The sequence below is a fragment of the Actinokineospora sp. PR83 genome (assembly GCF_021056305.1).
Taxonomy (GTDB): Bacteria; Actinomycetota; Actinomycetes; order Mycobacteriales; family Pseudonocardiaceae; genus Actinokineospora; species Actinokineospora spheciospongiae.
Genome location: NZ_JAJCXD010000072.1, coordinates 11,215 through 24,207, shown reverse-complemented (window position 1 = coordinate 24,207; position 12,993 = coordinate 11,215). Strand labels below are relative to the sequence as shown.

6 protein-coding genes are annotated in these 12,993 nt (G+C 72.6%); 5 read left to right on the top strand and 1 reads right to left on the bottom strand.

The annotated features are described in order from the left end of the window. Positions 1–51 precede the first annotated feature (51 nt). On the top strand, positions 52–660 hold the full coding sequence (locus L6E12_RS23495; RefSeq protein WP_236230093.1) for a TetR/AcrR family transcriptional regulator: 609 nt from the start codon (positions 52–54) through the stop codon (positions 658–660). 142 nt (positions 661–802) lie between these two features. On the opposite strand, the gene L6E12_RS23490 is transcribed toward L6E12_RS23495, so the two are convergent. Next, positions 803–1,084, bottom strand: a complete 282-nt coding sequence (locus L6E12_RS23490) for a hypothetical protein (protein ID WP_052021076.1) — start codon at positions 1,082–1,084, stop codon at positions 803–805. A gap of 519 nt (positions 1,085–1,603) precedes the next feature. On the opposite strand from L6E12_RS23490, the gene L6E12_RS23485 reads away from it, so the two are divergent. The 4 genes from L6E12_RS23485 to L6E12_RS23470 all read left to right on the top strand — a co-directional run bounded on the left by L6E12_RS23485 (position 1,604) and on the right by L6E12_RS23470 (position 12,937). Next, a complete protein-coding gene (locus tag L6E12_RS23485; RefSeq protein WP_236230092.1) occupies positions 1,604–3,223 on the top strand; it encodes a CocE/NonD family hydrolase in 1,620 nt (539 codons plus the stop codon). A gap of 112 nt (positions 3,224–3,335) precedes the next feature. Beyond that, complete coding sequence (locus L6E12_RS23480; protein ID WP_236230112.1) at positions 3,336–4,232, top strand: R2-like ligand-binding oxidase; 897 nt, start codon at positions 3,336–3,338, stop codon at positions 4,230–4,232. 363 nt (positions 4,233–4,595) lie between these two features. Continuing rightward, entirely contained in the window at positions 4,596–6,389 is a 1,794-nt protein-coding gene (locus tag L6E12_RS23475) for a fatty acyl-AMP ligase (RefSeq protein ID WP_236230091.1), read from the top strand. Then, positions 6,386–12,937, top strand: coding sequence for a type I polyketide synthase (locus L6E12_RS23470; RefSeq protein ID WP_236230090.1), 6,552 nt, complete (start codon positions 6,386–6,388; stop codon positions 12,935–12,937). The genes L6E12_RS23475 and L6E12_RS23470 overlap by 4 nt, the downstream gene beginning before the upstream one ends. Positions 12,938–12,993: the final 56 nt, after the last annotated feature.

The window sequence follows — 12,993 nt, the reverse complement described above, 5'->3', positions numbered from 1 at the left end:
CTCGGTTCCCAGTGGTACCGCGTACCGATGGGAACTCAGTACACTCCTGTGATGGACGACCGACCACCGCTGCGCGAGCGCAAGAGGCAACGAGCCCGGCAGGAGATCGTCGCCGCGGCCTACGCCCTGTTCGCCGAACGCGGCTACGCGGGCGTCACCGTCGCCGACATCACCGACCGGGCCGAGGTCGGCCGAACCACGTTCTTCCGGTACTTCGGCGACAAGCAGGAGGTCGTCTTCGCCGGGGAGCAGGAGCTGCTCGACGAGGTGCGCGCCCGCTACGAGCCGGTGCCGGTGCAGCGCGCCCCCGACCTGCGCACCGCCCTGGAGCTGATGCGCGGGCTGGTGCTGTCCATCTGCGCGGAGTCGGTGGTCGACGGCGAGAACTACCGGCTGCGCGAGCAGCTCATCGGCGACAACCCCGAGCTGGCCGACCGCGGTGGGCGCAAGCTGGACCGGCTGGTCGAGCTGGCCCGCGACATCCTGCACGGGATGCGGGCCGACCAGCGGACCGCGGTGCTGGCGCCGTGGCTGGCCAGGGCCTGCTTCCAGGCGGGCCGGGAGCAGGCCGGGAGCGACCCGGAGGCGCTCACCCCGGCGGTACGGGCCGCCTTCGACGCCCTGTTGGGCGAGGTCGGCAGCGCGGCGGGGCACCCGTGAGGGCGGTCCCGCCCGGTGTGCCCGACCCGGTCGGACGGGTGCGCGCCTGCTCGGCGGGCACGGCCGGGGTCCGGTGGGGCCGGGGTCGCGGGCCGCGCCGAAAGCGCCCGCGCGACGGCCGTGCGCCCGGGTCGCCCGGGTGTCAGACGGTGATGACGGCGTTGCCGTCCTCGTCCCGGTCGGCCACGTCCGGGTCGTCGCTCCACGTGCCGTCCGCGGCCAGGTAGCGGAACGAGACGGTGGAGCCCGCGGGCACCACGACGGTGGTCGAGCGCAGGCCGCCGGTGCGGTTGCGCAGCCGGTGCGAGCCCGGGGTCCAGTCGTTGAAGCAGCCCACGACGCTGACCGGGCCGGGCGGGTCGTCGCGGTCGAGGGTGAAGGTCACCCGGTACTTGTTGAACGGCAGTGCCTTGGTGCTGATCACTCGGATCCTTTCCGTACGGTCGACGGCAGACAGGATGCCGGGGATCGGGCCGCCCCGCTCGCTCTGGCCCGGGTGCGTCGCGGTTCCTTACACAGTCGTAACGCCTTCCATAACGCTGTGATCTTTTATCCGACCTTCTCGGGAGTAATGAGACTGAGCGGTACCCGAACGGACCGTTTCGTACCTCAATCCCTGCGCCGCTGGTCTCGGCCAGTGCACCGGAGGTGACTCGCAGTGGCGACAACCGGTCGGAAGTGAAGACCGCTCGGGTTTTTTTCATGTTTTGGGCTGCTTCGATCGTGAGCAGGGCGTGCGGATTTTTTGTGTGTCAACCGCAACATCTGTAGCGGCCTCCCCTCAGTCTTGACCCAAAATTTTGCCGATGCTACCTTTCCATTGTCGGTGTTTTATAAGGGAATGCGGTTTGTTCCCACGCCTTCTCCGAATGTTCTTGGCCGAATCGTCAATGCCATTCGCGGCGGCGTGGGAATTCTTCGTCACATCGGAATGGGTGTTCGGATGTCGCGCAAACGTGCTGCGGTGCTCGCCGCGGTTGCCATGCTCGCCGCGCTGGTGGCCTGGGTGCCCGGTGCCTTCGGGGCGCAGGCGAGCGGGTTCGACACCCGCTTCGTGGACCTGCCCGCGCGCGATGGTGTCCTGCTGCGGACGATGGTGATGGAGCCGAAATCGCCGGGGCCGCACCCGCTGGCGATCGTCATCAGCGCCTGGGGCGGTGGGGTCACGCAGAACACCGTCCCCGCCGTGAACCTGGCCAACAAGGGCTACACCGTGCTCGCCTACGGCACCCGCGGTTTCGCCGAATCCGGAGGTGAGGTGCAGGTGGCGGGTCCGCTGGACCTCACCGACGTCTCCGACGTCATCGACTGGGGCCTGGCCAACACCGAGTCCGACCCGAACCGGATCGGGGTCGCGGGCGTGTCCTACGGCGCGGGCATCGGCGTCCTCGCGTCCGGCACCGACCCGCGGATCAAGGCCGTGGCCTCGATGAGCGGCTGGAGCGACCTGGTCCGGTCGCTGTCGACCGAGAACACCAGGCACAGCCTCACCGCCCTGGTCCTGCACCTGTCCGGCAAGCAGAACGGCAGGCTCAGCTTCGAGTCCGACCAGATGCTCGCGGGCATCTACGACCCGAACCTCACCGACGCGCAGGACGAGGTGATCAAGGCGTGGGCGCAGCCGCGCTCGCCGATCACCCGCGTCGCCGAGATCAACCGCAACCACCCGGCGACGCTGATGATCCAGACCTGGAGCGAGACGGTCTTCGAGCCCGGTCAGATGGCCGACCTCTACACCCAGCTCACCGGCCCCAAGCGGCTGGAGATCCTGCCTGGCGACCACGCCGCCACCGAGTCCGGTGGCCTGCTGGGCCTGCCCAGCGGGGTGTGGACCTCGGTCTACCGCTGGTTCGACGCCCACGTGGCGGGCACCGACACCGCGATCGCGGCCGAGGCCCCGGTGCAGGTCGTGCCGCGGCCGGGCACCAACAAGGTCGAACCCGCGGGCGACTGGGCCGCGGTGCAGGGCCAGCGGCAGCAGAAGCTCTACCTCGGCGCGAAGCCCGCCGGGATGTTCGGCGGCGACGCCCCGCTGCTGCCCTCGGCGCCCGCGGCGGCGTGGAAGACCGAGGTCAACGCGAACAAGGACACCCTGGCCAACGGGGGCATCCCGCTGGCGACCTACAGCCTGGAGGCGCTCAGCGGCAACCCGCCCACGGCGATGCTCCAGGTGCTCGACCGCTCCAGCGGCGGCATGTGGAACGGCCCCAGGGCGGCGTCGAAGCAGAAGATCCGCGGCTACATCACCGCCCACCTGGTGGTGAGCCCCCCGAAGGCGCAGGGCACCGTCGTGGCCTACGTCTACGACGTGGACCAGTTCGGCACCGGCAAGCTGATCAACTACAGCCCCTACACCTGGCGCGGCGCGACCCCCGGCGCACCGCTGCCGCTCGACCTGCGGTTCACCCCCACGGCGTACAACCTCGCGGCCGGGCACCGGCTCGCGCTGGTGGTCGACTCCAAGGACGCGCTGTTCATCGACAAGAACACCGACGGCGGCAAGCTGGGCTTCCTGTCCTCGCCCGCGGACCCGTCCTGGATCGATGTCCCGTTCGCCGGGTGACCCCCGCTCGACCTTCCCCGAGAACCCCGAAGGAGTCAGTCCCGTGACCGACGTCAGCGAGCAGGCCGCCACCGAGCGCCGGACGCAGTTCCACTCCCTGAGCAAGGGCGGAATGGACTGGGACTCCCTCCCGCTGCGGTTGTTCGCCAAGGGCAACCGCCGCTTCTGGGACCCAGCGGCCATCGACTTCACGCAGGACGCCGAGGACTGGGCCAACCTCAACGACGAGCAGCGGTTCATCGCCACCATGCTCTGCGCCCAGTTCGTGGGCGGCGAGGAGGCCGTCACCCAGGACATCCAGCCGTTCATCCGGGCCATGGGCGCCGAGGGCCGCTTCGGTGACGAGATGTACCTGACCCAGTTCCTGTTCGAGGAGGCCAAGCACACCCAGGCGTTCCGGCTGTGGCTGGACGCGGTGGGGGTCAAGGAGGACCTGCACTCCCACGTGGAGGAGAACCCCGGCTACCGGGCGATCTTCTACGACGCCCTGCCCAACGCCCTGCACCGGCTCTCCACCGACCCGAGCCCGGCCAACCAGGTGCGCGCCTCGGTGGTCTACAACCACATGGTCGAGGGCGTGCTGGCGCTCACCGGCTACCACGTGTGGAACGCGGCCTGCCGCAGCAACGGCATCCTGCCCGGCCTGCAGCAGCTCATCCGCTCGATCGGCACCGACGAGCGCCGCCACATGGCCTGGGGCACCTTCACCTGCCGCAGGCACGTGGCCGCCGACGACGCGAACTGGCAGATCGTGCAGGACGAGATGCAGCGGCTGCTGCCGCACGCGATCACCCAGATCGAGTGGACGACCAAGCAGTTCGACGGCGACCCGTTCGACATGAAGCTCGACGGGGTCATGGAGTACGCGGGCGGCCACGCGCTGCGCAGGCTCGGGGCGATCGAGGGCGCGCGCGGCATGTCCGTGGCCGCGATCGACCTGGACTACAGCCCCGAGCAGCTCGAAGAGCAGTTCCACACCGAGGACACCGCCGCGGCGGCCCAGGGGTGATCGGCGTCCCCGGGGTGCCCGCGGTCCGGCCGCGGCGCCCCGGGGTGGTCCGGCGCGCGTAGGTCGTACGAATGGGCGGGAGGGTCGATGACTTGTCACAACGTTGACAACACGACCCGTTTTTTTCTCCTCCGGACGCTAAAAAACATTGTTTTATGCAATTCCGTGTTTGCGGTGTAAACCCGAATGGTTGACACCCGCTGGCACCGGAAAATATGGTGGCGGTGGGTGGTCGAATTCTATTTCAGATCGGCCGGATCCGTCGGACCTCAATTGTCGATCCACATTCGGCCGCAATCTGAATTCCGGTCGAATGCTTCGCGGCGGGCGTTCGACCCCTGACAACCCCGAGGACGGGACACGATGACTTCTGGTGGTGTGCGGACCGACAGCCCCGTGGCGGGGCCGGTGGTCGGCAACGACTCCCTGGCGACCCTGCTGGCCTGGTGGGCGCAGGAGCACGGCGACGAGGTCGCCATCACCTACCTGGACTACCGCTTCAGCGTCGACGGCGTCGCCACCTCGCTGACCTGGTCGGAGTTCGACACGAAGGTCAGCGCGGTCGCCGCGGAGGTCCAGGCGCACACCGCCGAGGGCGACCGGGTGGTCATCCTCGCCCGGCAGTCCACCGAGTACATCGTCGGGCTGCTCGCGGCCATGCGCGCGGGCCGGATCGCGGTGCCGCTGTTCCAGCCGGACCTGCCCGGGCACGCCGACCGGCTGGCCGCGGTGCTCGCCGACTGCTCCCCGACCCTGGCGCTCACCCTGGACGACCAGCGCGAGCTGCTGGACTCCTACTTCGCCGAGAAGGGCATCGGGGTCGCCCACATCACCTCCATCGACACCGTGCCCGACGCCAGGGCCGCCGACTACGCGCCGTTCGTGCCCGAGCCCGACGCGGTGTCGTACCTGCAGTACACCTCCGGGTCCACCCGCATCCCGGCGGGCGTGATGATCACCAACCGGAACGTGGTGACCAACGCCAGGCAGAACACCGAGTGCTACATGAGCGACGAGGACGACTACGGCACCCTGGTGAGCTGGCTGCCGCTGTTCCACGACATGGGCCTGGTGCTCGCGGTGGCCGTGCCGATGTGGTCGGGGCGCCCGGTCGTGATGATGGACCCGATCGCCTTCCTGGAGCGCCCGATCCGCTGGGTCGCGGCGATGGCAGGAGCGGAGGGCGCCACCACCGCCGCTCCGAACTTCGCCTACGCCTACGCCGCGTCGCGGGTCAGCGACCGGGAGAAGGCTTTCCTGGACCTGTCCGACGTGGTGTCGCTGGTGGACGGTTCCGAGCCGATCAGCATGAAGTCGATCAACCGCTTCGCCGACGCGTTCGCCGAGTGCGGCCTGCCGCGCACCGCGCACCGCCCGTCGATGGGCATGGCCGAGGCGGTCGTGCTGATCTCGTCGGGCACCCCGGGCGAGCTGCCCAAGGCGGTCACCTTCGACCGCGAGGCGCTCACCCGCGGCCTGGCCGTGGTCGCCACCGCCGAGACCCCGAGCACCACCGAGCTGGTCTCCTGCGGCCGGGCGTTCGACCAGGAGCTGCGCATCGTCGACCCGGAGTCGGGCAAGCTGCTCGACTCCGGCGTCGTCGGCGAGCTGTGGCTCAGCGGCGTCAACATCGCCCAGGGCTACTGGAACCGCCCGGAGCAGACCGCGGAGTCCTTCGGCCAGACCCTGGAGGACGACGGCTTCGACGGCCGCGGCGTCGACGGCCGCGGCTGGTTCCGCACCGGCGACCTCGGCGTGCTGCACGAGGGCGACCTCTACATCACCGGCCGGATGAAGGACCTGATCATCGTCGACGGCCGCAACCACTACCCGCAGGACATCGAGGCGACCGTGGAGCAGGCGCACCCGGCGGTGCGCAAGCACTCACTGGTGGCGTTCTCGGTGTTCGACGGCCAGTCCGAGCAGGTCATGGTGATGGTGGAGCGCTCCAAGGTCGTCGAGGCCGCCGACCTCGACCGCGAGGAGGTCACCAGCGCGGTCAAGGCCGCCGTGTCGCACCACCACGGCCTGTCCCTGCACGACGTGCTCATCGTCGAGCCCGGCGGCGTCCCGCGCACCTCCAGCGGCAAGGTCAGCCGCGCGGTGTGCCGCAAGCGCTGGGCCGAGGGCACCCTGAAGGACGGACGCTCAGCATGACCTCCCAGGAGAACCTGCTCGCCTGGCTGGTGGGCCGGGTCGCCGAGCTGCGCAACCTCCCGGTCGCGGAGGTGGACCCGGACCGGCCGCTGACCGAACTGGGGATGTCCTCCCGCGACGCGGTGACGCTCTCGGGCGACCTGGGCAAGCTGCTCGGCAGACCACTCCCGCCGACGCTGGCCTGGGAGAGCCCGACGATCTCGGCGCTGGTGGCGTCGCTCACCGGCGAGGACACCGGCCGCGACCAGCCCCTGGTCGCGGCCGCGGTCGCGCCCGGCGAGCCCGTCGCGGTCGTCGGCCTCGGCGTGCGGCTGGCCGGGGGCGTCGACTCGCCGGAGGCGTTCTGGTCGCTGCTGTCCGCGGGCGAGGACGCCATCTCCGAGGTGCCCGCGGGCCGGTGGGAGGACTTCGCGCCCGCCGCCGACCTCGACGGCCTGCCCCGCCTCGGCGGCTTCCTCGACGACGTCGCCGGGTTCGACGCGGCGTTCTTCGGCATCACCCCGCGCGAGGCCGAGGCGATGGACCCGCAGCAGCGGCTGCTGCTGGAGGTCTCCTGGGCGGCGCTGGAGGACGCGGGCATCGCGCCCGCCTCCCTGCGCGGCAGCCGCACCGGTGTCTTCGTGGGACTGTCCGCGACCGAGTACGGCCACCTGACCATGGTCGACCTGCCCAGCATCGACGCGTGGTCGGGCACCGGCGCGGCGGCGAGCATCGCCGCCAACCGGCTGTCGTACCAGTTGGACCTGCGCGGCCCGAGCATGACCGTCGACACCGCGTGCTCGTCGTCGCTGGTGGCCGTGCACCACGGCGTGCAGAGCCTGCAGCGCGGCGAGACCGACCACGCCCTGGTCGGCGGGGTCAACCTGCTGCTCTCGCCCGCGGTGTTCGCCAACTTCACCAGCGCGGGCGTGCTGGCCGCCGACGGCAGGTGCAAGGCGTTCGACGCCGCCGCCGACGGGATCGTGCGCGGCGAGGGCTGCGGGGTGGTCGTGCTCAAGCGGCTGACCGACGCCCGCCGCGACGGCGACCGGGTGCTCGCGGTCATCCGCGCCAGCGCGGTCAACTCCGACGGCCGCTCCAACGGCATGATGGCGCCCAACCCGGACGCGCAGGCCGCGCTGCTGCGCGACGCCTACTCGGTGGCCGAACTGGACCCGTCCGGTGTGGACTACGTCGAGGCGCACGGCACCGGCACCTTCCTCGGCGACCCGATCGAGGCGGGCGCGCTCGGCGCGGTGCTCGGCAAGGGCCGCGCCGCGGACCGCCCGCTGCTGCTGGGTTCGGTGAAGTCCAACCTCGGGCACCTGGAGGGCGCCGCGGGCATCGCGGGCCTGATCAAGGTCGTGCTGGCGATGAAGTACGGGCGGCTCCCGGCCAGCCTGCACTACACCGCCCCCAACCCGAACATCGACTTCGACGGCAACGGCCTGCGGGTCATCCCGGAGCCCACCCCGTGGCCGCGCTACTCCGGCCTGGCCCGCGCGGGCGTGTCCGCGTTCGGCTTCGGCGGCACCAACGCCCACGTGGTGCTGGAGGAGTGGCCCGCCAAGCGCAAGCGCGTCCCGCGCGGCGACGCGCAGGACACGCACGTGCTGGCGCTGTCGGCCCGCTCGGCGACCGCGCTGGCGCAGCGCGCCGTCGACCTGGCCGACTGGCTCGCCGCCGAGGAGAACGCGGGGGTCGCGCTCGGCGCGGTCGCCTCGACCCTGGCCCGCCGCCGCGAGCACCTGGCCGTGCGCGGCGCCGTCGTCGGCACCGGCCGCGAGTCCCTCGTGGACGCCCTGCGCGCCCTCGGCGCGGGGGAGCCCCGGCCAGACGTGCGCACCGGCACCGCGCGGCGCGATGACAGCGACGTGGTGTTCGTCTTCTCCGGCTACGGCTCGCAGTGGGACGGGATGGGCCGCACCCTGCTGGCCACCGAACCCGCCTTCCGCGCCGCCGTGGAGGAGCTGGACCCGGCCTTCGTCGAGGTCACCGGCTTCTCGCTGCGCGCGGTGCTGGCCGGGGAGCAGCAACTGCCCGACCTCGCCGCCACCCAGCCCACGCTGTTCGGCATCCAGGTCGCCCTCGCCGCGCTGTGGCGCGCGCACGGCGTCGAACCCGCGGCCGTGGTCGGGCACTCCATGGGTGAGGTCGCCGCCGCGGTCGTCGCGGGTGCGCTCAGCGTCGCCGACGGCCTGCGGGTGATGACCACCCGCGCCCGGCTGCTCTCGGGCATCGACGCCTCCGGGGTCGGCGCCATGGCCGTGGTCGAGCTGTCCCCGGCGGAGCTGGCCGAGCTGGAGGCCCAGTGGCCCAGCATCACCGTGGCCGTCTACGCCTCACCCACCCAGTGCACCGTCAGCGGCGAGGCCGACCAGGTCGGCGCGCTGGTGGCGCACGTGGAGGGCATGGGCCGCCTGGCGCGGCGCCTCAAGGTCGGCGGCGCCGGGCACTCGCCCGCGGTGGACGCGGTGCTCGACGAGTTCCGCGCCGGGCTGGCGGACCTGGAGCCGAGCCGGGCCACCGTGCCCTGCTACACCAGCGTGCTGGACGACCCGAGGGAGGCGCCCGCGTTCGACGTCGAGTACTGGGCGAAGAACCTGCGCCGCCCGGTCCGCTTCGCGCACGCGCTGTCCGCCGCGATCGAGGACCGGCACACCCGGTTCGTCGAGGTCTCCCCGCACCCGATCGCCCTCGCGGCGCTGGAGCAGACTTCCGGCGGCAAGGCCCTGGGGCTGCCCAGCGCGCACCGCAAGGACGACGAGCGCACCACGTTCCTGACCAGCCTCGCCGCCCTGCACACCACCGGGCACCCGACCGCGCTGGCCGCCCGGCACGCCGCGGCCCCGCCGGTCTCGCTGCCCGGCCCGCGCTGGGAGCACCACACCTTCTGGCCGAGGAAGCGCGCCTCGGCGAGCACCCCGGCCGGGCGGCACCCGCTACTGGGTGTCCACATCGAACTGCCCGAGGGTGACCGGCACGTCTGGCGCGCGGACGTCGGCACCGACGCCCACCCGTGGCTGACCGACCACGCCGCGCACGGCGTGGCGATCTTCCCCGGCACCGGCTACCTGGAACTGGCGCTCGCCGCCGCCCGGGAAGCCTTCGGCGGCAAGGTCCTCGTCGAGGTCCGCGACGTCGAACTCACCCAGGTCCTGCCGCTGGCCGCGCACACCGAGATCACCACCTCGCTGACGCTGACCGGCAAGCACGCGGGCGTCGTCACCGTCTCGGCCAAGTCGGCGGCGGGCACCTGGACCCGGCACGCCTCGGCCACCGTGCGCCGCGGCGACACCGCCGTGACCCCGCTGGGGGAGACCACCGACGGCCAGGCCGTCGACCTCTACCCGGCGCTGGCCGAGATGGGCCAGGCATACGGCCCCGCCTTCCGCGGCCTGCGGTCGGTGGTGGCGGGTTCCGGCACCGCCTCCGCCGCCATCGCGCTGCCCGGGGAAGCCGGGCGCGCGACCGGCCACGTGCTGCACCCGGCGCTGTCGGACGCGAGCCTGCACGCGCTCGCCGCCGCCGCGTTCGACAAGATCAGCGCGGGCGGCGGCACCTACCTGCCGCTGTCGCTCGGCGCGGTCCGGGTCCTCGGCGACCCGGGCACCGCCGTGCGCGTCGACGCCCGGCTGGACTCCCTCGACGAGGGGCTCGACGGCCTGGTCGGCGCCGTGCAGCTCCTCGACGCGGACGGGGCCGTCGTCGTCGACGTCACCGGTGTCTACGTGCGCCGGATGCAGCGCTCTTCGGTGCCGCTCCCGTTGTCCGCCAAGGCTTTCGAGTTCTCCTGGGAGCGGGCGGACCTCGACGACACCGCCGCCGACGGGCAGACCTGGGTCGTCGTGGCCGAGGGTGAGCCGGGCGACTGGCTGACCGGGCTGCGCGACCGGCTCCCCGGCGGCGAGGTGCTGTGCCTGCCGCGCGTGGACCAGCTCACCCTGGCCGGGCGCACCCCCGCGGGCGTGGTGTTCGTGGCCGAACCTGGCACCGGGATCTCCCCCCAGGCGGCGCAGGCGCACGTGCTCGCCGTGTCGAGCCTGGTGGCGCAGCTCACCGACCAGGTCGACCCCGGGTGGCAGCCGCCGCGCCTGTGGATCGTCACCCGCGGCGCCGCCGCGGTCGGCGCCGACGAGGCCGGTTCGCCCGACCTCGCCGCCCTGCGCGGCCTGGCCAGGGTGCTCGCCTTCGAGAACCCCGAACTGCGCGCCACCGTGGTGGACCTGGATGCGGACCTGGGCGGTGACACTGCCGCTGAAGGGGACTGGGTCGCCGAACTGGCGGCCGAGCTGACCGCCGACGACGCCGCCGACGAGGTCGCCTGGCGCGGGGGCGTGCGGCACATCGCCAAGCTCGCCAAGGCCGAGGTCGACGAGCGCGGCGAGGGGCACACCGTCCGCGACGGCGGCTACGTCGTCACCGGTGGTCTCGGCGGACTGGGCCTGCTCGCGGGCAAGTGGCTCGCGGAGAACGGCGCCACCCGCGTCGTGCTCTCCGGCCGCCGCGGCCTGACCGAGGAGACCGAACCGCTGGTCGCCGAGCTGCGCGGCCTCGGCGCCGAGGTCGAGGTGGTCGCGGGCGACGTCGCCGAGGCCGGGGTGGCCGACCGGCTGGTCGCCGCCGCCACCGCCGGTGGTGTCCCGCTGCGCGGTGTCCTGCACGCCGCCGGTGTCCTCGCCGACGGCGCCACCGCCACCCTGGACGGCGCCGACGTCGCGAAGGTCTGGCACGCCAAGGCCACCGGCGCGCTCGCGCTGCACGAGGCGACCCTGGGCCACGACCTGGACTGGTGGCTGATGTACTCCTCGGCCGCCGCGCTGTTCGGCTCGCCCGGCCAGGGCGCCTACGCCACCGCCAACGCCTGGCTCGACGCGCTGGTGACCTGGCGCCGGTCCCGGGGCCTGACCGCGACCACCGTCAACTGGGGCGCGTGGGCCGAGGTCGGCGGCGCCGTGGGCCGGGACAACCCGGTGCTCGACCCGCTCGGCCCGCAGGAGGGCATGGAGGCGCTGGAGGCGGTGCTGGCCAGCGGCCGGGCCGCGACCGGCGTCGCCCGGCTCGACCTGGGCACCACCATGTCGCTGTTCCCGCAGCTCGCCACCCGCCCGTTCTTCGAGCTGGTCCGGCCCGCCGAGCAGGCGGCCGCGACCGGTGGCCCGGCCTGGGCGGGCATGTCCGAGCTGCGCGCGCTGGAACCCGCCGCGGCCCGGCAGGCGCTGGAGGACCACCTGGTGGCCATCATCGCCGAGCTGATGGGCTTCGCCGCCGAGCGGATCGACCGGTACGTGCCGCTGACCCAGCTCGGCCTCGACTCGCTGCTGGCCATGCGGGCCCGCGGCGCGGTCGAGCGCGACTTCGGGCTGCCGCTGCCGGTGCCGCTGCTGCTGCGCGGCGCCAGCCTCGCCGAGATCGCCGACCACCTCGCCGAGGCGTCCGGCCTCGGCGAGGCCGACCCGGCCGACCGGGCCGCCCGCCGGTCCGGGGGCGCCCCGGCGAAGGTCGGCCCGCGCGACCCGTCCGAGCGGTGGGTCGCCCGGATCTGGCAGGACGTGCTGGAGACCGGGGAACCGGGGGTCGACGACAACTTCTTCGCCCTCGGCGACGCCGCCCAGGCCGACGCGGTCTACGCCGCCATCGAACGCGAACTGGACTCGGTGCCCGACTACGGCACGCTGTTCAGCGAGCCCACCGTGGCGGCCATGGCCGACCTGCTGCGCGACCAGGTGGAGGGCAACGGCGGCAAGCCGTTGCGCGTCCTGCGGGCCAGCGAGACCGGCACCCCGGTCTTCCTGTTCCACCCCGCCGGTGGCCCGACGAGCGTCTACCGCTCGCTGGTGCAGCTCATGGGCGAGGGCGTCCCGGTCTACGGGTTCGAGCGGCTCGACGACGTGGACACCCTGGAGGAGAAGGCGCAGCGCTACCTGGAGCTGCTGCGCGAAGTCCAGCCCAGCGGGCCGTACCGGCTCGGCGGCTGGTCCTTCGGCGGGCTGCTGTCCTACGAGATCGCCCAACTGCTCACCGCCGCGGGCGAGCACGTCGAGCTGGTCGCCATGATCGACACGATCCTGCCGCTGGAATCGGCCGAGCCGATCTCGCAGCAGGACCTGCTCCTCGACCGGTTCGGCCGCTTCGCCGAGCACATCGAGGAGACCTACGGCGTCAAGCTCGACCTCGGCGCGGACAAGCTCGGCGGCCTCGACGACGAGCAGCAGATCCGCTACATCATCGACACCCTGGCGGCCAACGTCTCCGGCATGGGCGCCGCGGTGCTGCACCACCAGTACACGTCCTACGTGGACGCCCGGGTCGCGGAGAACTACCAGCCGCGCCCCTACGGCGGCCGGGTGGTGCTGTTCCGGGCCAAGGAACCGCACCCGCTCACCACGCAGCTCGACCCGCGCTACAAGCGCACCGACGACACCCTGGGCTGGGACGAGTTCGCCCCCGCCCTCGAGGTGGTCAAGGTCCCCGGCGACCACCTCAGCATGATCGACCCGCCGAACGTGGCCGTCATCGCGCGGGAGCTGCGCGCCGCCCTCGACCACCCGCGCTCACCAGCTCACTAGGAACAACGGAACACCCCACCCGAGTGCCCCTGATGACCTGAGTGAGGAAGGAAGGC